This is a genomic window from Chlorobaculum thiosulfatiphilum, from assembly GCF_006265165.1.
GTDB classification, from domain to species: Bacteria; Bacteroidota; Chlorobiia; order Chlorobiales; family Chlorobiaceae; genus Chlorobaculum; species Chlorobaculum thiosulfatiphilum.
The window spans coordinates 129660-150538 of sequence record NZ_VDCH01000003.1 but is presented as its reverse complement, the minus strand read 5'-3'; the positions used below and the strand labels follow the sequence as shown (position 1 = coordinate 150538).

The following is a 20879-nucleotide window of genomic DNA, read 5'->3' as shown; positions in this document are numbered from 1 at the left end:
ATAAAACATTTAAAAATAATTAGTTACACAAACAGCACAGAATCATCCACGATCTGCCCAAGCACAGCCTCTGAACAAGACAGGAATCCTTCGCCCAACAGCCGATGCGGGTTCGCTACCGGCAATGCCTATTGAAACAATAATGCTTGGAAAAATTTACTTACGTTTATTACATTCAATCATTCGCAACCCGGCAACACTTTCTTTCAATCAGATCAACCCGGCATGAAAGACATCAACGGCGCATTTGTCCGCGGAGCCGAAACTTGCAGAAAGTTTCTCGAAGTGGTCATCGACGGACACGGGCAGGTTGTCGGCGATTATCTGGAAAATGTTGGTCCATGCACCGAGCATCCTGGAGCGAACGCTTATTCTTCACCTCTACGGCAACGCTCCGGCGGGAGGCATTTTCCGTGGCGGCTCGCCTGCCGTTTCCGGCTATGCCAGGCCAAGCAAGGAGACTGGTAGAAAATTCGACTCCTGACTCTCAAGTCCAGCGCTTTGTTGCAGTATTCCTCTTCAGTATTTCGATCTGACCTGTAATGGCAAACGAAAATCCCGCCTTTGAATCAACAGTTGCCCAGCCGCGATTGGCAGGCGTCAACGGAAAATCACGAAAAAAATGGTTGCTGGTTCAGCCGGTCAGCAACACCAGCATGATGGTCGATTCGGGGAGCGTCAGCATGCCGCTGAACCTCATGATGGTGGCAACGCTGGCGGGTCAGATTTTCGAGGTCGATTTCATCGATGAACGGCTGGGCGACCGCATTCCGGAGGATTTTTCAGGCTACGATGTCGTTGCCATCACCTCTCGCACCCTGAACGCCAGGAAAGCCTACCGGATTGCCGATGCCGCGAAAAAACAAGGTAAAATCGTCCTGCTTGGCGGCGTCCATCCCACCATGTCCCTCGATGAAGCCCAAGCGCACGCCACCAGCGTCGTTTATGGTGAAATAGAGTCGGTCTGGCCGGAATTGTCGCGAGACATCATTGACGGCACGATGAAGCCACTCTATCGCGCCGAGGCGCTGAAGCCGATGAATGCGATGCTCCGGCCCGATTTTTCTTACGCGCTCGGCAGCCGCAACAGCCGGAAATACAGCTCGCGGATTCCCGTTCTGGCCACCAAAGGGTGCCCGGTCGGCTGCGACTTCTGCACGACGCCCACCATCTACGGCAAGAACTACCGCTACCGCGACATCGAGCGCGTACTCGACGAAATGCGCTATCATCAGGAGCGGCTCGGAAAGGAGAAGATCAACTTCTCGTTCATGGACGACAACATCAGTTTCCGCCCGAGATATTTCAAGGAGTTGCTCGGCCAGATGGGGTGGCTGAAAGTTCGCTGGAACGCCAACATCTCGATGAATTTCCTTCACGATCCGGAGATTGCCGAGCTTGCGGCCTGGTCGGGATGCGAACTCATGAGCATCGGCTTCGAGTCGCTGAATCCCGAAACGCTCAAAACCATGCACAAGGGATCGAACCGGCTCGACAACTACGCCACGGTGGTCAAAAACCTGCACGATCAGGGAATCGCCATCCAGGGTTACTTCATGTTCGGATTCGACAACGACAGCCGCGAAAGCTTCCAGTTGACCTACGATTTCATCATGGAGAACCGGATCGATTTTCCGGTCTTTTCGCTCGTCACCCCCTTTCCCGGCACCCCCTATTACGAGGAGATGAAGCCGCGTCTGCGCCACTTCGACTGGGATAAATACGACACCTATCACTACATGTTCGAGCCAACAGGCATCGGCACAGACACCTTTCTCGAACAGTTCGTCAAAATTCAGCGGGAGGTGTATGGCGCACAGGCCATCATGCGGCGCATGAAGGGCAAGCCGCTGAACTGGGTATGGCTTGCCAACCTCCAGATGAACCGGTTCACCCGCGCCCTGAAACCAGCTATGTATCTGTGACAGCACTCAAACAAACCGGCACCAATCGAGACATTTCATGAACATCGCCACACTGACCGCCGTCCCTTCACTGGGCCTTAAAGAGAAGATCAAGGCCCACATCGAACTGCTCGACCCGGTCACCTGGATCAGCGTTTTCCCCTGCCTTGCCGGTGGCGTGATGGGTTCCGGGGCGATGCAATCGAGCTGGCACGACTACCTGCTGCTCTTTTTACTGTTCATCATGTACGGGCCTCTCGGCACGGGATTCAGCCAGTCGGTCAACGACTATTTCGATCTCGAACTCGACCGCCTCAACGAACCGACCAGGCCAATCCCTTCCGGGCGAATCTCCGAACGAGAGGCGATCTGGAACTGGGGCATCGTGCTGTTCGCCGCGCTCTCCATCAGCATCGCCTTGTCGATCCATATCGGCGGCCAGCGGGGCCTCATCCTGAGCATCTGCATGGCAAGCGGCCTGATTTTCGGCTATGTCTATTCAGCGCCGCCATTCAAGCTGAAAAAGAACATTTTTCTCTCAGCTCCGGCTGTCGGCATGTCCTACGGCGTCATCACCTACCTTTCGGCAAACGTCTTGTTCAGCGAAATCAGGCCCGAAGTGGCGTGGCTGGCCGTACTGAACTTCTTCATGGCGATTTCGCTGATCATCATGAACGACTTCAAGTCAGAGAAAGGCGATGCCGAAAGCGGCATGAAATCGCTGACCGTGCTCGTCGGTTCGCGCTACACCTTCCTGACGGCCTTCATCATCATCGACCTGGTCTTTGCCGGGTTCGCCGTTCTTGCGTGGCAGTGGGGTTTTCATGTCTTGATGTACATGATTCTCGTCTCGCTCGTGGTCAACATCATGGTGCAGATTCCGATCTATCGCGACCCGAAAACCGGCGCGTCGTTCATGCAGGGCGCGGTCAGCGACGGCTTCGGCAACGCCATCGGCAAGAGCGAAGTCCATGAACACAACGCATTTCTGCGCTTTCAGGTGATCAACAACATCCTTTTCCTCATCAACCAGTTCGTGGCCGCGGCACTGATCGGCATGAAGTACATGTGATCGATAGCGGTTATCGTGATCGAAATCGGAATCGACTGCGATGACGAAATGACAGAAGCGCTCACGCTGAAAAGCTCGACCCGACCGGTACGCTCGCGAGGCTTTTCGGAAATGATCTTCTTTGCGTTGTCTGAAAACTTTCATTTATTACAAAGGAGTTTCGCTTTATAACCGACAAGCAACCGGCGCGGCCCATGCCTGTATCTTTTTCTGACGAAAAAACCATCCACATCCTGATTGAACTGATAGAGGATGCGGTAGCCGTCGTGAATTGCGCAGGCAATCTCCTTCATGCGAACAAGATTTTTTTTGCCCACCTTAGCAAAAAACCCGATCTCTGCATCGGCAAAACCTTTGCCCGTCTCATCTGCGATTCTCCCCTCTGGCGCCCCCAGGCAGGAGAGATATCTGACCGGTTGAGCACGGCTTGCTCGACAGGCCAGCCGAGCGGCATGGTTCAGGTGCTGCCGCAAAACGGGACGTCCGAAATGAGGCTTGTTGTCTCCCTTTCTGTCGATCCTCCAACAGCAAAACCCCTCAACGGCAATCTTGCCAAACCTGCAGAGGCCAATACGGGTTTCGACAGCGCATCGATACGTCGGGAGCTGCTCGAACACAAGGAGCGCATCTCCTTCGCCCTCGAAACAGCTCGCTCCGGCATCTGGGAGTGGGAGGCCGAAACAGACCGGCTGATGTGGTCGAAGGAGGTGTGGGCGCTCTACGGACTGACGCCCGGCAGCCGGGAACTCAGCAATGAGCTGTGCGTCATCACCGTGCACGAAGAGGATCGCGACTTCGTGAGAGCCGTGATCACCGACGCCCTTCACCAGGGTCGCGCCGCTTCGGTGGAGTACCGGGTGATTTATCCGGCGGACGGCTCCGTGCACTGGCTGCTCTCGCAGGGATCGCCGAAATATGACGCCGACGGCAAGCTCATCAAATACATCGGCCTGATTACCGACATCACCGAACGCAAGCTTGCAGAAACCACCCTGCTTGAAAACAAGGCGCGGCTCGATCAGGCGCTCGAAGCCGCCGGGGCGGGAATCTGGGAATGGGATCTGATAAAAGGCGACAATGTCTGGTCAGACGAAGTCTGGAAGCTTTATGGACTCGAACCACATGCTCACTCCCCGTCATTCGCGCTCTGGGCGGAGACGATCGTTCCTGAAGACCACGAGGCGACCTGTCAGGCTGTTCGCAAGGCCGCGACCGAAGGCGGCGATATTTCCATAAACTATCGCGTTCGTTACTCCGACGGCTCGATTCACTGGCTTCTTTCGAGAGGCAAACCCGTGAAGAACAAGAGCGGAGCCATCGAAAGATACCTTGGAACGATCATCGACATCACCCGGCAAAAAACGCTCGAAGAGAAACTCGTTAAAAACGAGGCGCGCATGGCCCTGGCTCTTGAAGCCACCAAAGCCGGGGTGTGGGAATGGAACCTCAAAAATGACGAGGTCTATTGGTCGGATCGTATCTGGAGGCTCTACGGCCTCACCCCCGACAGCAAGCCGCACAACCACAAGCTGTGCGAAAGCACCGTCCATCCCGATGACCGGGAACAGACCTTCGGCATCGTCATGGAGGCGGCAAACAGAGAAATCAATATCGATATCGAGTTCCGGGTCTGCCACCCCGAAGACGGCTCCCTGCACTGGCTGGCCTGCCGCGGCAAGCCGCAGCTCAACGAGGCGGGCGAGCTTGACCGGTATATCGGAACGGTCATGGACATTACCGAAAGAAAGCGGCTCGACGACGAACTCCGCGAAAACGAGCGGAAGTTCAGGAGCATTTTCGACAATGCGCCGATCGCCATCAGCATCAAGGAGATCGAAACCGGCAGCATCATCGATGTCAACGACTCCTGGCTCGAACTGCTTGGTTACTCGCTCGAAGAGGTGACCGGCAAGACCGGGCTGGAACTGGGCATGCATTACAACGAGTCGGATTACGAAGAGCTGCTTTCGACCGTTGCCAAACGCGAAAGAATCTGCAATAAACCGCTCCTTCTGTACGACAAAAGCGGTGACATTATCGACGTGCTCTTTTCGACTGAATTCATCGAGCTCGATGGCGCGGCGGTGCTGCTGGTGATGATGGTTGACATCACGCTGGAGAAGATGCAGCAGCAGAACATCAGCCGCCTCGAACAGTCCATCGCCGACCGGAACATCCAGTTGCAGAAGGAGGTGGAGCGGCTTCACCGCTTTTTGAGCATGATCTCCCACGAATACCGCACTCCGCTTGCCATCATGAGGACGAACCTCGACCTCATCAAGATCAAGCACAAGATGGGAAACTATACCAACAAGCAGGAGTTCTCGAAGATCGAGCGAAGCATCTCGCGCCTGGTCGAGGTCCTCGAAGTTTCCATTCAGGAGAGCCGCATGGCCGATCGCCACAAGTCGCTGACGAACCGCCACAAGCTGCCTCTGTCGAAAATCATCAAATCGCAGGTCGATACCTTCTCGGGAATCTGGAAAGAACGAAAAGTGGTTTTTGAAAACTGCCCGGAAAACATCAATATTTACGGCGAGGAATCGGGCATCAAATTTGCAATCTTCAACCTTCTCGACAACGCCCGCAAGTACTCTCCCGAAGAGTCAACCGTCACGATCAAATGCATCAGCAAAGATGAAAACAGCGTTAAAATCGTGGTCGGAAACAAGCTTTTGTATGACCTCAGCGAAGAGGAGCTGGAGATGTTTTTTGAAAAATACCACCGGGGCAACCACACGAGCAATACTGCCGGCGCGGGCCTCGGCCTCTGGCTGGTGAAAAATATCGTCACGCAGCACGACGGCTCGATTACGCTCGCCAAAACCGGAAAGCGGGTCGAGGCCGCCATTATCTTGCCGGTCATTATCGATAACCCGCAGGATTAATCAGGACTATACCGCATGACTATGGATTCGCTCACCGTTGAACAGGCCGCGCCCGTCGGCAATGAAGCTGACCGGGGCAGAATTATTGTCGTTGAAGATGACAGCGATTTCCGTGACAGCGTTGTCGAAACACTCACGCTTTACGGTTACGAGGCGACCGGCGCGAAAAGCGCTCTGGATTTCTACCACAAGGTCGCCCAGAAACCCTATGCGCTGGTGATTCTCGACCTCGGGCTTCCCGACCAGAACGGCGTGGTGCTGGCCGAGTTTATCCGGCAAAACACCGACATGCGGATCATCATTCTCACCGCCCGCTCTTCAATTGAAAGCCGCGTTTCGGCATACAAAGCCGGAGCCGACACCTATCTGCTCAAGCCGGTCAATACCGACGAGCTGATCGCATCGATCGAAAGCAACCTGGGCCGGTTCTCCCAAAAAGGAGACGACGAACAGGCGCGCGGCATGAATCCGCTTGAACCGTTATCTTCCGGCTGGCAACTGTTGAGAGCCACGGCAACCATCATCACGCCCACGGGAGACAAGCTCAACCTGTCATCAAAAGAGGTGGATTTTCTGGCGCACCTTGCCTCCAATCCAAACTATGTTTCACGTCACGAGCTTACAGAGGCTCTCGGCTATGCTGACGCGACGTCAGGAAGCAAGGCGCTGGACGTCGTGGTTCACAGACTTCGCCAAAAAGGCGCGGAACATGGCATAAAGCTGCCAGTCAGAACCGTTCGCGGAAAAGGGTTCCGTTTATCGGAACCGCTGACGATCAAGTGAACCGCAGCACCCGCACATTTGCGTGAACTGAGTACGCACTCCTTCCAACAAGCTCTTCTCCTATAGGACTTATACGACCTGTAAGTCCTATAGGTCTTATTTTTTGTTACCTTGAAAAAAGCACTATTTCAACCAGCTATTGCCGCCATGCCAAATTCAGGAAAAAAGGTGTGCTTCATGACTGGAGCTTCGGGCAAGCTCGGCAGCGAAATCGCGCTGGCCGTGGCCGGACAGGGTTACTCGATCTTTTTCACCTGGCAGCACTCGGAACAGAAGGCCAAGGAGACGCTCGAAAAAATCCGCTGGGTCAGTCCCGAATCGCAGATGGCGCAGTGCGACGTTTCGAGCGTCGCCGAGATCGAGCGGGCCTTCGCCTCCTTCAGCGACCACTTCGACCGGCTCGACCTGCTCATCAGCAGCGCCTCGAACTTTTTCCGCACCGGCCTGCTCGAAGTGACCGAGCCGGATTGGGACAGCCTGGTCGATACCAACCTGAAAGGAACATTTTTCACCATGCAGTCCGCCGCGCGGATCATGATGAAGCAGTCCTTCGTCTCGCACATGATCACCATGACCGACATTTCGGCGAACCTCGTGTGGCGGAACTACGCGCCTTACACGGTTTCCAAATCAGGGGTCCAGCACATCACGAGGATTTTCGCCAAGGAAATGGCGCCAAAAATTCTCGTCAACTCCATCGCGCCAGGCACCATCTCGGCCTACTCGGGCCGCGGCGAGGAGCCGGAAGCCGACCTCGTCGGCAAAATCCCGCTGGAGCGACTCGGCGACCCGATGGACATCGTCGCGGCGATCCGCTTTCTGATGGAGACCGAATACATCACCGGCCAGGTCATCAACGTGGACGGCGGACGGCTGTTGTTTTGAATCATGAATTATGAGTGTCGAATGATGAATTGAAAACGGAATTTCAATCGCCGTTTCCTGTTCCTCCCATTTGACCCATACGTCCTGTAAGTCCCACACGTCCCATTGCTCAAAACGATTAACCCGCCAACCGGGAACAAGCGAGCCGTTGCCTCCGTTATTTTTTCTATATTCAAGCAGTAATCGGCCCGCGAACCTATCCCATCCACTACCATGGAACACCAGATACCGGTCAACGACATGGCTCAGGAAGAGACCAAAACAAGCCCGGAGACGCACGATAACATTCCTGAACCGCTCAGGGAGGTCGGCCAGAAAGTTTCGGAAGCGTTCAACGAGTTCAAGGAGAGCGAAACCTGGGAGAAAATGCTCGACACGCGCGACAAGGCTCGCGATTACATCACGGAAAATCCGGTAAATTCGTTCTTTTACGCCCTTGGCGCAGGTGTATTTCTTGGCTTTCTGCTCAAGAGAAAATAACAGGAAACCAATTATCGCATGAGCCGGATGAAACAGGAAGCAGCCAGCGGTGGCCGTAAAGAAAATCAGATCCGCACGAAGAAAGGCATTCCGGGGCTGATTGACAGTACGGTCACCTCGACCATCGAAGACCTGAAGGCGATCATCGACGCCAAGCTCGAACTGTTCAAGATAGAGATGACCGAAAAGGTGGCGCTTGTCAGCGCTCTGCTGCTGCTACTCGTCGTCCTCATGATCGGCGTGGCCTACCTGATCACCACCATCGCCCTGCTTTTTGGCGAACTCTTCGGCCACGTCTGGCTTGGCTACTTGCTGGTAAGCATGGTGTTCATCCTGACTTTCGCCTTCTTCACCAAAGTCAAGCCGGATGCGCTGAAAAACTTTATCCATAAAATCCTTCTCTCCGCCAATGACTACCGCAAATGACCCGATCAAAAGCATCCAGTCGAGAATCGACGAGCTGGAGCAGACCATCAGCGACCGCGGGGAGCAGATCAAAGCCAGAACGCGGCAACTGAAGGAGGATTTGCAGGAGGAGCTGTCACCGGTCGAGATGCTCAGGAGACATCCGCTGGAGGCAACCGGAGTCTCCTTCGTCACCGGCATTGTCGCGGGCCGGGTCATCAGGTCGCTCTTCAGCCCGAAACGCCAGCCCGCCGCCGTTGAAACCACGCAAGCAAGACCGCAGACTTTTCAGGCAAATCAACCCTCGCCAATCGCCGTCGCGGCCGGAGCCATTGGGGCGGAATTGCTGCACACCGCCAAAGACCTGGCCATCACCTGGCTCAAAAGCCAGGTTGAAAGCAAAAAGCGCAAAGGTTAGCGGGGCTATGGTGGAAATAAGTCCTATAGAATGAAGAGCCAAAGAACCCCCTGTCCCACCGCTCTTCAATTCATCATTCCCTTCTTCCCTACCAGTTCGAAATCATCCGGTTGAACAGGTCGTCAGCAGCCATGTCGTAAGCACTCTGAATAGCACCTTGCTGGGCGGCGTAATCGCCTGCCTGATAGTCGGCGAATCCGACGAACGTCTGCGAGAAGAGTTTCGTGTTTTTGACCTGATCGTCGAAATCGGCTTTGAGAACGATCGTGATCCGGTAGGTCACCGCTCGCTCGGTCGCGCCTCCAAGCTGGCTCGGCTCGTCGCTGTAGGAGACGATTGCGCCTCTCAGTACCGAATCGGCTCGGTCGGGATCAGCTTCGATCGAAAGCGTGCTCTGCGATTCGATCTTGTTGGTCAGGCTGCGGGTAATACGTTCCCTGATCTCTGCTATGCCGGCCTGCGAGGTGTCATCGAACAAAGGCACCGCGACCGTGTTCAAATGCGGCGGAATCGATGCGCCCGAAAAGCTGTAGCATCCCTGAAAAAGAAGCGTCACGAGAGTGAGCAGTACGAAAAGGGTTCCTGTCGTTTTCCGCATGGCTTTCACGGTTAATAGGTTTGTCGATCGATGCTATTCAGCAGTTTACGAAACGGATAACTCAAGAGCATCATCTTCTTGCGTTTTCCGTCGAGCGCCGACAGATAGAGGCCGGTCTTGCCGTCGCTCCACGGCGAGGCCATCTTCACGGCGTATCGCGCCGCCCTGTCGGGGCTTTGGGCAAAGATGTCGAGGATGACGTTGAAGGTACTGAGCTGTTTTTCCAATTCCGGCGTCGGATGCTCCGGACTGTTGATCTCCGTCCTGACAAGGCCCGGATGGAGCAGCATGACCGAAAGGTCGGTTTTGCGATACTCTTCGGCCATGGCGTAGGTGAAGCGAGCGATGGCCGCCTTGGTCGAGCCGTAGGCTGAAATGGAGGGGGTGTTCGAGCCTTTGTCGGTGCCCGATCCGGCCATGTTGATGATCTTGCCGCGCCTGCCGGATGACAGGAAGTAGCGGGCGGCGGCGCGACTGCCGTGGTAGGTTCCCTTGAGATTGGTGTCGATCACCCGCGCCCAGGCTTCCGGGTCGCTGTCGCAGACGCTGGCGAAGGGATCGGAGATTCCTGCGTTGTTGACGAAGCAGTCGATTGCGCCGAACCGCCTGACGGCTGCTTCGACGAGCGCCTCGACGCTGGCGTACGACGAGACGTCGCAGACGTGGCCGTAAACCGACTCTCCGGAAAAGTCGCGGAGGGCGGCTTCGACATTTTCCCGGCGGCTGGAGGTGATGACCACCTTCGCGCCCTCGCGGACGAACTCGCGGGCGATGGCCCTGCCGATGCCTTTGGTCGAGCCGGTGACGACGACGACCCTGTTCTCAAGCTGTTTCATGACGGCACGTTTCAGCTTCCGGCAGCGCCGCGCTTCAGTCCTGCTTTTTCAGCGCGCTCTGGTCGATCATGGCCTGAAGTTCGGGATGGGTCTCGGCCCAGGTTTCAATTGAAATCCCCTGCTCGATAGCCTCCCACGCCTGCCTGATGCTTTTCGCGCCAGCCCGCGGCCCCATCGGATGGCCGAACACGCCGCGCCCCGGCACGAAGCCGAAGTCAACGCTGCCGACCTTGCGCCAGACCGTTTCGAGCGTGAGCGCAGAATCGCTGCCGCCGGGCACCGGCAAGCAGGGTTTGATGCGCCCCATCGGCTTGGTGCACTCGATGACATTCTCGATCACCTCCTCCTCGGGAGTCATCATGCGGTCGCCGAAACCGGGCATGATAACCACGTCGAGTCCGGCAAGGCGCTGTAATTTCGTCATCACTTTGGAGTGGATGCCGTATTTTTCCATCCGGCTGAACGAGGCGATGAACGGAAAGTGGCCGATGAGCGGCACCTGCGTGTAGTTGCTGAGCATCCGCACCGCGCTCAGTCCCACCGGAAGCGCGTTGATGAGCAACGCGTTGGCGCCATTGCGCACGGCGATGTCGTGCTTCTCCATCAGGCTGTCCACCTCGTCGGTGATGTTGGCCAGGTAAATCTTGGGTTCGCCGGTCTCGGCCTCGGCCTTGCGCCTCGCCTTGCCGAGATGAGCCGCGCGCTCTTCGATACTCGACCAGGTCACGTCGGCCAGCATCTCGTCATCCTTGGCGATATCGAGTCCGCCAAGCCAGCTCTGGTAGGCGATCTCCGAAAACTCCTCGGGGCTGAGGCCAATATTGGGTTTGACGACGCCGAAGAAAATCGGGCGTCCGTGAGCGTTGAGAATATTGCGCAGCCCATCGATACCGAACTTCGGCCCCTCGAAATCGGCCAGGTAGGTGTCGGGAAAGTGAATGTCCATCAGCTTCACCACCGGCACACCCGGCGTGAAGTAGGTGCCCTCGCCGCAGACGGCGGTGAGAAGATTGGGAATCTTCGGGCCAAAATTGCAGTGCGGATGGGCGATGGTCACGCGGCAGGCATGAATCTTGCCGGTCTCGGAGTGCTTGACCGGATAGCTGAGCTGCTCCAGCTCTTCGATCACATCGTAATCGATCACCTTGGCGGCGTGCATCGGCCTGAAGTCTTCGTCAACGCCTACCCTCTTCCACTGAGCGGTTGACTGTTCACTGCAAAAGTGGGCGAGAGCGGTCTCGATATCACCAACGCATTCGAGGTAATAGTCGAGAACAAGGTATTGCTCCATGTCGAGCGATTCCCTGGAAGCAAAAAAACCTTTGACGTCTTCAGCATTCATAATTTGATTCGATCAGCCGCTGCACAGTTATAAAAAGCGGGAGGCAGATACAACCACCTCCCTGTTGACAATCAAGGCGGAACAGTGCCGCCGGGCAAATTACTTCGCGGCCACGAGCGTGTTGAAGTACTCGTAGGCTTCGTTCGGATTGTACCCCTCGTGCACGATCTTGTTGACCGCGAGCATCATCTCCTCGGGATTGTCGCTCTGGAAAATGTTGCGGCCCATATCGACGCCAGCAGCGCCCTCCTGGATCGCGTTGTACGACATGGTCAGCGCTTCGATCTCGGGGAGCTTCTTGCCGCCAGCCATCACGATCGGCACCGGGCAGGAGGCAACGACGGTCTCGAAATCTTCCGGCACGTAGTAGGTTTTGACGATCTGCGCGCCAAGCTCGGCGCAGATGCGGGTGGCGAGGCGGAAATACTTCGCGTCACGCACCATGTCCTTGCCGACAGCGGTCACGGCCATCGTCGGGATGCCGTAGCGCAGGCCCATGTCGATGAGTTTGGTCATGTTGTGGATCGAGCGGGTCTCGTACTCGCCGCCGATGAAGACCTGAAGCGTGATGCAGGCCACGTTCATGCGGATGGCGTCCTCGATGTCAACGGCCAGCTCCTCGTCCGAAAGCTCCTTGAGGATACTCGGCCCGCCGCTGCACCGCATGACGACAGCCTTGGTGAGGCTAGGCGGCACGGTGGTGCGCAGGATGCCGCGGGTGAGCATGATGGCGTCGGCATGTTTCATGAGCGGCACGATGTTCACGTCGGGACGCTCCAGGCCGGTGGTCGGCCCCTGGAAGTAACCATGGTCGATGGCGAACATCACCGTTTTACCGGTTTCGGGACGGAAAATCCTCGACAGGCGGTTCTTCATGCCCCAGTCGAGCGAGTGAGCGCCTTTCAGAAAAAAGCCGTGGGTATTGACCGGAATATCGGTGTAATACTCTTTGGCCTGTTTGTCCTTATCGTACTCCGCCATCGTCGTGATCTCCTGATTCGGTTAGGGTTTTGATTGTGAAACTACGTTCATAGTTACCGCAGCGCGGCGGCGATGTTGCCACCGTCAACCGTGGTGATCGAGCCGGTCGTCTTGGTTTCGAGCGCCAGATGCACGAACGCGTCCGCAACGTCCTCGGCTGAAACTTCGAGGCCAAGCAGGTTGCCCGCCATGTAATCCCGCTCCGAGAGTCCGCGCGCCGCCGAACGGGCCTTGATCATCTCCGGCGTGAGAAGGCCGCTGCGAATGCGGTCGGCGTTGACGCCGTTGGCGCGAATGCCGTCGCGTCCGTGATCGAGCGCGTACTGGCGAAGCAAAAAGAGCGTCGCGGCTTTTGGCAGGCCGTACGGGCCAAAGTCCGGGCCGGGATTGACCGCCTGCTTCGAAACGTTGTAGAGCAGCACGCCACCGGTGCCCTGACGGCGCATGATCCTGACGGCGTTCTGCGAAATGGTCTGGTGCGAAAAGAAGTTGAGTTCGAAGCTCCTGCGGAGCAGCTCGTCGGAGACGTCGCCGATCCTGCCCTGCCATGCAACGCCGACGTTGGAGACGACGATGTCGAGACCGCCGAAAGCGCGGCAAACCGCGTCGAACGCCTCGCCGACCGCGGCGGCGTTGGTGACGTCGCAGGGAATCGTGAGCGTACCGGAGCCGAGTTCCGTCGCCGCCTTTTCGAGCGCCGCCGGATCGAGATCCATCAGCACGATCTCCGCGCCTTTCTGCTTAAACGCCTTCGCCGTGGCCAGGCCGATCGCGCCCGCGCCGCCGGTGACGAGCGCCACCTTTCCGGCGAACTCGCCGCCGTTGCGGCTCTTGCGCACTTTGGCCTGCTCCATGTCCCAGTACTCGATCTCGAAGGCGTCCTTCTCGGAGATCGACTCGAAGCAGCCGATCGACTCGGCATCGAGCATCGCCACCGCCGAGTGCTCGGCAATGTCCGCCGTGAGCCTGGCGTCGGCGACGGAGCGGCCGAGGCCGAACAGGCCGAGGCCCGGAACCAGCACGACGCGCGGCATCGGATCGATCATCGAAACCTCCATGCCGGTCACCGCCTGCTGGCGCTCGAAGTAGGCGCGGTACTCCTCGGTGAAGCGCTCGACGCGCTCCCGGAGCGCCTTGCCGAAACCTTCGAGATCGGCGCCGTCCGGCGCGGGCGCGACGAGCGGGTGATTCTTGGTGCGGATGATGAAGTCCGGCGTCATCGCGCCCTTTTTGCTGAACGCTTCGAGATCGGCGATTTTGAGGTAGTCGAGCAGCGCGGGCGAGGTTCTGAACTCGAGCACGAAGCTCTGGTAATCCTTTTCGCCGGGCGTCTTCTCGAACGAGCACGCGCCACGCACGATGGGCGCGACCTGTTCGACGCTGGCGATCTGGGCTGGCATTTCAGCCACGGCGAACACCTTGCTCCCGGTGGAAGCGATGCGCTCCTCGATGCGGTTGACGCCGTCGATCATGCGGTCATACGCCTCCCGCGCCGTGTCGCCGAAGGTCACCAGGCCGTGCTTGTGCAACACCATCCCCTCGATCGAAGGATTTTTCTCATAGGCGTCATGGGCGAGATTGGCCAGGCCGAGTCCCGGCTGGATGTAGGGAACCATGCCGTAGCCATCTCCAAGCGCCTCGCGACACAGGCGATCCCCCTCGGTCTGGTTGCTCAGCGTGAGCAGCGCCAGCGAGTGGGTGTGCATGATGTAACGGTGCGGCAAGAAAGCGTGCAGGAGCGTCTCGATGGAGGGGCTGAGCGAGCGGCTGACCATGTGATCGGTCAGGGTGAAGAGATTCAGGAAGAGGAAATTCTTGAACTCCCGGTTTGAAAACTCCCTGATATCCTCCTCGCTGTGCCGCTGGCCGGACTCGTACATCTGCTGAAGCTTGCGCAAGGGATCGATGCGCACCGGCGTGAAGTCCTGCACATCGACCGAGGCGAGGTTGACGCCGCTGGCCTTGATGTAAATCACGTTGGCGTGATTGCCGATAAAATCGGTCAGGACGCTCTTGACGGAGGTGTTGCCGCCGCCGTGCATGACCAGCCGGTCATCCATGCCGAGCAGCCTCGACGCATAGACCAGCTCCACCAGTTCGGCGGGAGTATCGGCGGCGTCGATGCGGCCAGCCGCCGTCATGTTCAGATCGGACTCGTTCCAGAGATTCTTCATAAGGATTGAACTATTCCTGTAATCACGGTTAAAGTTGCGATGCGCTGCTCAGGAGTGCAGACCCTGTATTTTTTTCGCATGACGCTTCTGAATCAGAAAGCCTGACAGATAGATCAGGATAAAGCCCGGAATGATCAGGGCGAAATAAAGCATCTGATCGGCCTCTGTTTTGAGCTGTCCGGAAGACCAGATCATCCAGACCAGCAAAAACCAGACCGGCCCGATGGCCAGAAACATCACATTCCAGAGCGTCTTGAAACTGTAATTCATAATCGGCGCAAGCTATGCTGACAAGCGGCAGAACAGGACGGAGATCAGATCGCCCCCTGCCCCTTCAGCTTTCGTTCATTGTTTTTTTCGAGAATGATCCTCACCAGATACTGCAAGGCGTTGAGCACGTAGGTCATGTAGGCGATGTAGGCTTCGACGACCAGTACCTCTGGCGGATAGCCCATCCACGCCATCACGAAATAGAGCAGGTGGAAAAAGGCCGCCACCGTGCTGCCCACATCTTCCCAGAGAAACTCTTTGGAATAGACCCATTGGTTGAAAATCTCCTTTTCAAAAAACATGCCCGTGATGAACAGAATGGCGAAAAAGAGAGTCTTGAACAGAATGGCGAGACTGATCCAGTAAAAATCGATGCTGGCGATGTTGAATGCGTAGAGGGTATTGAGCGTTACGCCGGCAAGAAAGATGAAAAACTGAAGCGGAGCCAGAATAATCTGAATATCGGTCCAGACCGAGGCGTTGCGTTTAGCGAGCTGTTCAGGTGTGTAGCGAGGCATGAAGTCTTTCTTGTGCTTGCAACTGATAATTGGAATGATGGCAACAGCCTGCTTGGCTGTATGAAGCAGGGAATATAGCAAAATCCGGTTACCCTGAAAAACCTCTGAAAAGCGAAATTGCGCTTCTTCGACAACCTTTTTTACGGCGCTGACGAAATTGTCAACTATCGAATATTTTGCTAAATTCGGCAGGTTTCGTAGGTTTCACCAGACAGGTTGTACGCCCGCTTCCAGCGCCTTTCAAAATCGGACAATCCTGCAATACAGAGTCATGGCTTTTTCGATCAATCCGGTTTTTTTCACCTGATGCAATTTCCTGACCCAGCAGCCACCCGGCCCCTGAAAATCCTGCTCGTATCTCCGCAGGGCAAAATGGATGACGACAGCAACCAGAAGCCTCTTTTCCACATGGCGCTCGGTGTGCTGACAAGCCTGACTCCACCACAGCATCACATCGAACTCGTGGATGAACACTTCCACGACAAGGTCAATTACGATGGCGACTACGACATGGTCGGCATCACCTCGCGAACGATCGAGGCGACCCGCGCCTACGAAATCGCCGACGAGTTCCGCAAGCACGGAAAGAAGGTGGTGCTCGGCGGCCTGCACATTTCGTTCAATCCCGACGAGGCGGCGGTTCACGCAGACTGCATCGTGGTCGGTGAGGCCGACAATCTCTGGACGACGCTGCTCGACGACGTGGCCAACAACCGGCTCAAGGAGCGCTACGACTCCAAGGATTTCCCGCCGGTCAAAGCGATTACGCCACTCGACTACGCCAGAATCGCCAAAGCCTCGAAGCGCTCGAAGGTTGATGGCACCAAGTCGATTCCGATTTACGTCACCCGCGGCTGCCCGTTCAACTGCTCCTTCTGCGTCACGCCGAACTTCACCGGCAAGCAGTACCGTGTGCAGGATCCCGAATCGCTGAAGCATCAGGTCGAGGAGGCGAAAAAGTACTTCTTCAAGTCGAGCGGCAAGAACTCGAAGCCGTGGTTCATGCTCACCGACGAGAACCTCGGCATCAACAAGAACAAGCTCTGGGCGTCGCTCGACCTGCTCAAGGAGTGCGACATCACCTTCAGCGTCTTCCTCAGCATCAACTTCCTCGAAGACCCGACCACGGTCAAAAAGCTGGTGGAGGCCGGTTGCAACTTCGTGCTGGCCGGTCTCGAATCGATCAAGCAGAGTACGCTCGAAGCCTACAACAAGGGCCACGTCAACTCGGCGGAGAAGTACTCGAAGATCATCGACGACTGCCGCAAGGCGGGGCTGAACATCCAGGGCAACTTCCTGTTCAACCCGGCCATCGATACCTTCGAGGACATCGACGAGCTGGTGCAGTTCGTCAAGAAGAATCACATCTTCATGCCCATCTTCCAGATCATCACGCCATACCCCGGTACGCAGATGTACCTCGAATACAAGGAAAACGGGCTGATCACCATCGAGGACTGGGAAAAGTACAACGCCCTGCATCTGGTTATCAAGTCTGACCGTTACGAGCCGCTGCTCTTCCAGTACAAGGTGCTCAAGAGCTACGTCAACGTTTACACGTGGAGGGAGATTCTGCTCAGAACTTTCCACAATCCGAGAAAAATGATCAACCTCGTCACGAGTATCGCGTTCAAAACGCATCTGACAGCCCAGTTAAAGATATTCGAGCGCGACCACAAGATGAATTCCGGTATGCTCGCAGGTGTCAAACCGGCCCTGAATGGATGAGCAAAAAAAGAGTTCCGCGCTCGACCATGCTTTCCGGCTGCTGGCCGGAAGGGCGCACGGCAGAGCCGAACTCGAAGCCAAGCTGAAGAAAAAAAAGTTCGAGGCCGAAGCGATCTCGAAAGCACTGCAAAGGCTCGACGAGCTTGGCCTGACCGATGACCGCGCCTTCGCGCAAAGCTGCATGACGAGCATGGCCCGCCGCAAGCCGGAAGGCAAACTCAAGACCCGCGCCCGCCTCAGGCAGAAAGGACTCCCCGACAAAATCATCGACGAAGCGATCACCGGCTACAGCCAAACCGAACTGTGCCACGCCGCTGCTGCAAAGAAACTGCGCACCCTCTCCGGCCCGCCCGAACTGAAAAAGAAAAAGCTCATCGCTTTCCTGAAAAACCGGGGCTTCGACTGGGAAACGATACGCGATACCGTGGAACTGGTGATTGGCGGAGAATCGGTCTGATCTGGCAAGCCCCCACACAAAAGCTAAAAGGGCGAACCCGCTGGCTCGCCCTCTCTTGCAATTCATCATTCAGCATTCATAATTTCCTCATTCGTCCCCCGTGTGCACGAGCGTACCAATTTGATCGCCCTTGAGCAACCTGGTCAGGTTACCTTTCGTATTCATGTTCATCACGACGATTGGCAAAGTGTTTTCGCGGCAGAGCGTGATGGCGGTCATGTCCATCACCCGGAGGTTTTTGCGGATCACGTCGAAGTAGGAGATGCGCGGGAAAAACTCGGCGTCGGGGTTCTTTTCGGGGTCGGAATCGTAAACCCCCTCGACTCTGGTGCCCTTGATGATGACGCTGGCCTCGATCTCGATAGCGCGAAGCGAGGCGGCAGTGTCGGTGGTGAAGTAGGGATTGCCGGTACCCGCGCCGAAGATCACGACGCGCCCTTTTTCGAGGTGGCGCACTGCGCGGCGGCGGATAAACGGCTCGGCGATCTGCTCCATCTTGATGGCGGTCATCAAGCGGGTGTAGATGCCCTTCCGTTCGAGCGCGTCCTGAAGCGCCAGCGAATTGATGACCGTGGCGAGCATTCCCATGTAGTCGGCCTGCACGCGATCCATCGAGGCCGCGGCCGTGGAAAGCCCCCGGAAAATATTGCCTCCGCCGATCACCAGCGCTATTTCCGCGCCGAGGTCGCAAGCCTCCTTGACCTCGTCGGCAAAGCTTTCGAGAACTCCGGCATCGATACCATAGCCACTCTCTCCAGCGAGAGATTCGCCACTGATCTTGAGCAGGATTCTCCGGTACTTTAACATATCGCTTCTCCTTTTACTGATTGACTTGTACGACGGAATTGATCGGGTATCTTTTTCAAATAAGCAAAAAAAAAGCCTCGCGTCAACGAGGCTTTTTTCTGTTTCAGGCTCCTAACTGATACCTGACAAAGGCTTTGACCTTGACTTGCGCCTGGTTCTTCTTCATGAAGTCGTCGAGCACAGCCGAAACACGGGCATTCTGATCCTTGATGAAGGTCTGCTCGGTCAGCACCACCTCCTGGTAGTACTTGTCGAGACGGCCCATGACGATCTTGTCAACAAACTCCTCTTTCTTGCCCTGGGAAAGCGCCTGCTGGCGGTAAATCTCCTTCTCCTTCTCAACATATTCAGCCGGTACGAACGACCGGTCGGTGACAATCGGAGCGGCGGCCGCGACCTGCATGGCGAGGTCTTTGGCGAGCGCCCTGGTCTCTTCCGGCTTGTCGGTATCGACGGCGATCAAGGCGGCGAGCTGCGAGCCAGGGTGGATGTAGCTTTCGAGCACACCTGCTTCAGCGGTGAGGCGAGCCATGCGCTTGAGTTCGAGTTTTTCGCCGACCTTGCCGGTCATCGACTTGAGCGCCTCTTCGACGCTCTCGTTGCCGTAGGCTTCACCGAGGTTGATGGCGAGCAGCTCTTCGCGCGACTCGCAGTCGTTGGCGAGCGCCAGGCCTGCCAGTTCGCTGGCGAAACCGGTGAACACCTCGCCGCGAGCCACGAAATCGGTCTCGCAGTTGATTTCGACAATCACGCCCGTCTTCTGGTCGTCGCTCAGCCGGATGCAGATCATGCCTTCGGAAGCTTCGCGGTCAGCCCGCTTTGCGGCCATCGCCGCGCCCTTCTTGCGGAGATATTCGATGGCTTTCTGCATGTCACCCCCGGTCTCTTCGAGGGCCTTCTTGCACTCCATCATGCCAACGCCGGTGGTATCCCTGAGAACCTTGACGTCTTTGGCGGAAATCTGGCTCATAATAAACTATGGGTATGTATCGTGATTGGTTGCGGAAAACGAGGCGGGAACATGGGGTTCCGGCCTCGTTCCGGTAGCGTTAAGATCAGTCGTTCGAGGCTTCTTCGGCGACCTCGTCCATCTCGGCGAGCACTTCCTGCTCGACCTGAAGCGAACGGGCTTCGAGGATGGTGTCGGCAACAGCCTTGACCATCAGCGCGATGGAGCGGATAGCGTCGTCGTTGGCCGGAATGACGTAATCGACCTCATCAGGATCGCAGTTGGTATCGACCATCGCGAAAATCGGAATGCCGAGCGAGCGGGCTTCCCTGATGGCGATGTGCTCTTTCTTGATATCGACCACGAACAGAGCGGCGGGCAGGCGGTTCATGGTGGCGATGCCGCCGAGGATGCGCACGAGCTTGTCCTTTTCGCGAAGCAGCATGAGGCGCTCTTTCTTGGTGATCATGTCGAAGGTGCCGTCGGTCTCCATGCGGTCGATAGAGTTCATGCGGCGGATGCTCTGGCGGATGGTCGAGAAGTTGGTCAGCATACCGCCGAGCCAGCGCTCGCAAACGTACGGCATACCGGCGCGCTCGGCCTGTTCGGCGATGATGACCTTGGCCTGTTTCTTGGTGCCGACCAGCATGATTTCGCGGCCGGTCGAAGCGATGGCCTCGATGGCTTTGAACGCCTCGTCAGCCATGACGACGGTCTTTTTGAGGTCGATGATGTGAACGCCGTTCTTCTCCATGAAGATATACGGCTTCATTTTCGGGCTCCAACGGCGGGCGAGGTGACCGAAGTGCACGCCTGCGCGAAGCATCTCTTCGAGCTGGAATTTTGTTGACATGGTGATGTCTCCTTTGTTTAGTTGAATCCTCTACCCTGCCGCCGCCCGAGGGATCCCGAAAAAATCCGGGACACTTCCCCAAAGCGTTCTCCGGCAAGCCGGAATGACAGGGTATGCGAGATGAGTGTTGCTACGAAAAAATCAGCGTTTCGAGAACTGGAAGGATTTGCGAGCCTTTTTCTTGCCATATTTCTTCCTCTCGACCATGCGGGGATCGCGGGTGAGCAGACGATCAGGCCTGAGCGTAGCGCGGATCGACTCGTCGAACTCGACCAGTGCTCTGGCGATGGCCAGGCTGACCGCGCCGGACTGACCGGTGATGCCGCCGCCTTTGACATTGATCGTGATATCGAAATCGTTCTGCTTCTCGGCGACAACCAGCGGCTTCAGCGCCTGGCTTCTCTTGAACTCATCCTTGAAATACTCTTCGACCGGCAGCTTGTTGACCACGATCTTGCCTTTGCCCGGCGACATGAACACCCGTGCAACCGAAGTCTTGCGGCGGCCTACGGTATCGATAACCTCTTTCAT

At 56.6% G+C, this 20879-nt stretch carries 23 protein-coding genes; 11 read left to right on the top strand and 12 right to left on the bottom strand.

Translation table 11 applies throughout. The features are described from left to right. Positions 1-225 precede the first annotated feature (225 nt). The 3 genes from FGF66_RS02980 to FGF66_RS02970 all read left to right on the top strand — a co-directional run bounded on the left by FGF66_RS02980 (position 226) and on the right by FGF66_RS02970 (position 2976). On the top strand, positions 226-468 hold the full coding sequence (locus FGF66_RS02980) for a bacteriochlorophyll c-binding family protein (RefSeq protein WP_342779629.1): 243 nt from the start codon (positions 226-228) through the stop codon (positions 466-468). A gap of 74 nt (positions 469-542) precedes the next feature. Further along, a complete protein-coding gene (locus tag FGF66_RS02975) occupies positions 543-1925 on the top strand; it encodes a B12-binding domain-containing radical SAM protein (RefSeq protein ID WP_139456211.1) in 1383 nt (460 codons plus the stop codon). Positions 1926-1962: 37 nt separating this feature from the next. Then, on the top strand, positions 1963-2976 hold the full coding sequence (locus FGF66_RS02970; protein WP_139456210.1) for a UbiA family prenyltransferase: 1014 nt from the start codon (positions 1963-1965) through the stop codon (positions 2974-2976). Positions 2977-3116: 140 nt separating this feature from the next. On the opposite strand, the gene FGF66_RS12555 is transcribed toward FGF66_RS02970, so the two are convergent. Continuing rightward, on the bottom strand, positions 3117-3449 hold the full coding sequence (locus FGF66_RS12555; RefSeq protein WP_170181184.1) for a hypothetical protein: 333 nt from the start codon (positions 3447-3449) through the stop codon (positions 3117-3119). A 15-nt stretch (positions 3450-3464) separates the two neighbouring features. Here FGF66_RS12555 and FGF66_RS02965 point away from each other — a divergent pair, with 15 nt between their 5' ends. The 6 genes from FGF66_RS02965 to FGF66_RS02940 all read left to right on the top strand — a co-directional run bounded on the left by FGF66_RS02965 (position 3465) and on the right by FGF66_RS02940 (position 8835). After that, on the top strand, positions 3465-5864 hold the full coding sequence (locus FGF66_RS02965; RefSeq protein ID WP_170181183.1) for a PAS domain-containing sensor histidine kinase: 2400 nt from the start codon (positions 3465-3467) through the stop codon (positions 5862-5864). A gap of 15 nt (positions 5865-5879) precedes the next feature. Then, positions 5880-6647 carry a response regulator transcription factor gene (locus FGF66_RS02960; RefSeq protein ID WP_139456208.1) on the top strand — a complete coding sequence of 256 codons (768 nt, stop codon included), beginning with the start codon at positions 5880-5882 and terminating at the stop codon, positions 6645-6647. 147 nt (positions 6648-6794) lie between these two features. Continuing rightward, positions 6795-7532: an SDR family NAD(P)-dependent oxidoreductase gene (locus tag FGF66_RS02955; protein WP_139456207.1), complete on the top strand. Its 738-nt coding sequence runs from the start codon at positions 6795-6797 to the stop codon at positions 7530-7532. A 213-nt stretch (positions 7533-7745) separates the two neighbouring features. Further along, positions 7746-8012, top strand: a complete 267-nt coding sequence (locus FGF66_RS02950) for a DUF883 family protein (RefSeq protein ID WP_139456206.1) — start codon at positions 7746-7748, stop codon at positions 8010-8012. 27 nt (positions 8013-8039) lie between these two features. Further along, a complete protein-coding gene (locus FGF66_RS02945) occupies positions 8040-8438 on the top strand; it encodes a phage holin family protein (RefSeq protein WP_407923805.1) in 399 nt (132 codons plus the stop codon). Further along, positions 8422-8835, top strand: coding sequence for a Clp protease/crotonase-like domain-containing protein (locus FGF66_RS02940; protein ID WP_139456204.1), 414 nt, complete (start codon positions 8422-8424; stop codon positions 8833-8835). The genes FGF66_RS02945 and FGF66_RS02940 overlap by 17 nt, the downstream gene beginning before the upstream one ends. Positions 8836-8923: 88 nt before the next feature. Here FGF66_RS02940 and FGF66_RS02935 read toward each other — a convergent pair whose 3' ends face one another. The 7 genes from FGF66_RS02935 to bchF form a co-directional block, all read right to left on the bottom strand. Further along, positions 8924-9433: an LptE family protein gene (locus FGF66_RS02935; protein ID WP_139456203.1), complete on the bottom strand. Its 510-nt coding sequence runs from the start codon at positions 9431-9433 to the stop codon at positions 8924-8926. An 11-nt stretch (positions 9434-9444) separates the two neighbouring features. Next, on the bottom strand, positions 9445-10269 hold the full coding sequence (locus FGF66_RS02930) for an SDR family NAD(P)-dependent oxidoreductase (protein WP_139456202.1): 825 nt from the start codon (positions 10267-10269) through the stop codon (positions 9445-9447). Positions 10270-10303: 34 nt separating this feature from the next. Continuing rightward, positions 10304-11611 carry a RuBisCO large subunit C-terminal-like domain-containing protein gene (locus tag FGF66_RS02925; RefSeq protein ID WP_139456201.1) on the bottom strand — a complete coding sequence of 436 codons (1308 nt, stop codon included), beginning with the start codon at positions 11609-11611 and terminating at the stop codon, positions 10304-10306. A gap of 99 nt (positions 11612-11710) precedes the next feature. Continuing rightward, positions 11711-12592: a 3-hydroxy-5-phosphonooxypentane-2,4-dione thiolase gene (lsrF, locus tag FGF66_RS02920; protein ID WP_139456200.1), complete on the bottom strand. Its 882-nt coding sequence runs from the start codon at positions 12590-12592 to the stop codon at positions 11711-11713. Positions 12593-12645: 53 nt separating this feature from the next. Beyond that, positions 12646-14766: a bifunctional aldolase/short-chain dehydrogenase gene (locus tag FGF66_RS02915; protein ID WP_139456199.1), complete on the bottom strand. Its 2121-nt coding sequence runs from the start codon at positions 14764-14766 to the stop codon at positions 12646-12648. A 48-nt stretch (positions 14767-14814) separates the two neighbouring features. Next, on the bottom strand, positions 14815-15036 hold the full coding sequence (locus tag FGF66_RS02910) for a hypothetical protein (protein WP_139456198.1): 222 nt from the start codon (positions 15034-15036) through the stop codon (positions 14815-14817). A 44-nt stretch (positions 15037-15080) separates the two neighbouring features. Then, positions 15081-15554, bottom strand: a complete 474-nt coding sequence (bchF, locus tag FGF66_RS02905) for a 2-vinyl bacteriochlorophyllide hydratase (RefSeq protein WP_139456197.1) — start codon at positions 15552-15554, stop codon at positions 15081-15083. Positions 15555-15860: 306 nt separating this feature from the next. Between bchF and FGF66_RS02900 the strand changes: the two genes are divergently transcribed. Beyond that, a complete protein-coding gene (locus FGF66_RS02900; protein WP_170181182.1) occupies positions 15861-17282 on the top strand; it encodes a B12-binding domain-containing radical SAM protein in 1422 nt (473 codons plus the stop codon). Next, positions 17275-17739, top strand: a complete 465-nt coding sequence (recX, locus tag FGF66_RS02895; protein ID WP_139456196.1) for a recombination regulator RecX — start codon at positions 17275-17277, stop codon at positions 17737-17739. The genes FGF66_RS02900 and recX overlap by 8 nt, the downstream gene beginning before the upstream one ends. An 87-nt stretch (positions 17740-17826) precedes the next feature. Here recX and pyrH read toward each other — a convergent pair whose 3' ends face one another. From pyrH to rpsI, 4 genes are all read right to left on the bottom strand, one after another. Further along, on the bottom strand, positions 17827-18546 hold the full coding sequence (pyrH, locus tag FGF66_RS02890; RefSeq protein ID WP_139456195.1) for a UMP kinase: 720 nt from the start codon (positions 18544-18546) through the stop codon (positions 17827-17829). A gap of 103 nt (positions 18547-18649) precedes the next feature. Next, positions 18650-19516 carry a translation elongation factor Ts gene (gene tsf / locus FGF66_RS02885; protein WP_139456194.1) on the bottom strand — a complete coding sequence of 289 codons (867 nt, stop codon included), beginning with the start codon at positions 19514-19516 and terminating at the stop codon, positions 18650-18652. An 85-nt stretch (positions 19517-19601) separates the two neighbouring features. Continuing rightward, positions 19602-20348, bottom strand: coding sequence for a 30S ribosomal protein S2 (rpsB, locus tag FGF66_RS02880; protein WP_139456193.1), 747 nt, complete (start codon positions 20346-20348; stop codon positions 19602-19604). 141 nt (positions 20349-20489) lie between these two features. Next, positions 20490-20879: a 30S ribosomal protein S9 gene (rpsI, locus tag FGF66_RS02875; RefSeq protein ID WP_139456192.1), complete on the bottom strand. Its 390-nt coding sequence runs from the start codon at positions 20877-20879 to the stop codon at positions 20490-20492.

Excerpts from the sequence above, each read along its gene's own strand:
- FGF66_RS02980 (WP_342779629.1), top strand. The coding sequence starts at position 226 with ATGAAAGACATCAACGGCGCATTTGTCCGCGGAGCCGAAACTTGCAGA.
- FGF66_RS02975 (WP_139456211.1), top strand. The coding sequence starts at position 543 with ATGGCAAACGAAAATCCCGCCTTTGAATCAACAGTTGCCCAGCCGCGA.
- FGF66_RS02970 (WP_139456210.1), top strand. The coding sequence starts at position 1,963 with ATGAACATCGCCACACTGACCGCCGTCCCTTCACTGGGCCTTAAAGAG.
- FGF66_RS02965 (WP_170181183.1), top strand. The coding sequence starts at position 3,465 with ATGAGGCTTGTTGTCTCCCTTTCTGTCGATCCTCCAACAGCAAAACCC.
- FGF66_RS02960 (WP_139456208.1), top strand. The coding sequence starts at position 5,880 with ATGACTATGGATTCGCTCACCGTTGAACAGGCCGCGCCCGTCGGCAAT.
- FGF66_RS02955 (WP_139456207.1), top strand. The coding sequence starts at position 6,795 with ATGCCAAATTCAGGAAAAAAGGTGTGCTTCATGACTGGAGCTTCGGGC.
- FGF66_RS02950 (WP_139456206.1), top strand. The coding sequence starts at position 7,746 with ATGGAACACCAGATACCGGTCAACGACATGGCTCAGGAAGAGACCAAA.
- FGF66_RS02945 (WP_407923805.1), top strand. The coding sequence starts at position 8,040 with ATGAAACAGGAAGCAGCCAGCGGTGGCCGTAAAGAAAATCAGATCCGC.
- FGF66_RS02940 (WP_139456204.1), top strand. The coding sequence starts at position 8,422 with ATGACTACCGCAAATGACCCGATCAAAAGCATCCAGTCGAGAATCGAC.
- FGF66_RS02935 (WP_139456203.1), bottom strand. The coding sequence starts at position 9,433 with ATGCGGAAAACGACAGGAACCCTTTTCGTACTGCTCACTCTCGTGACG.
- FGF66_RS02930 (WP_139456202.1), bottom strand. The coding sequence starts at position 10,269 with ATGAAACAGCTTGAGAACAGGGTCGTCGTCGTCACCGGCTCGACCAAA.
- FGF66_RS02925 (WP_139456201.1), bottom strand. The coding sequence starts at position 11,611 with ATGAATGCTGAAGACGTCAAAGGTTTTTTTGCTTCCAGGGAATCGCTC.
- lsrF (WP_139456200.1), bottom strand. The coding sequence starts at position 12,592 with ATGGCGGAGTACGATAAGGACAAACAGGCCAAAGAGTATTACACCGAT.
- FGF66_RS02915 (WP_139456199.1), bottom strand. The coding sequence starts at position 14,766 with ATGAAGAATCTCTGGAACGAGTCCGATCTGAACATGACGGCGGCTGGC.
- FGF66_RS02910 (WP_139456198.1), bottom strand. The coding sequence starts at position 15,036 with ATGAATTACAGTTTCAAGACGCTCTGGAATGTGATGTTTCTGGCCATC.
- bchF (WP_139456197.1), bottom strand. The coding sequence starts at position 15,554 with ATGCCTCGCTACACACCTGAACAGCTCGCTAAACGCAACGCCTCGGTC.
- FGF66_RS02900 (WP_170181182.1), top strand. The coding sequence starts at position 15,861 with ATGCAATTTCCTGACCCAGCAGCCACCCGGCCCCTGAAAATCCTGCTC.
- recX (WP_139456196.1), top strand. The coding sequence starts at position 17,275 with ATGGATGAGCAAAAAAAGAGTTCCGCGCTCGACCATGCTTTCCGGCTG.
- pyrH (WP_139456195.1), bottom strand. The coding sequence starts at position 18,546 with ATGTTAAAGTACCGGAGAATCCTGCTCAAGATCAGTGGCGAATCTCTC.
- tsf (WP_139456194.1), bottom strand. The coding sequence starts at position 19,516 with ATGAGCCAGATTTCCGCCAAAGACGTCAAGGTTCTCAGGGATACCACC.
- rpsB (WP_139456193.1), bottom strand. The coding sequence starts at position 20,348 with ATGTCAACAAAATTCCAGCTCGAAGAGATGCTTCGCGCAGGCGTGCAC.
- rpsI (WP_139456192.1), bottom strand. The coding sequence starts at position 20,879 with ATGAAAGAGGTTATCGATACCGTAGGCCGCCGCAAGACTTCGGTTGCA.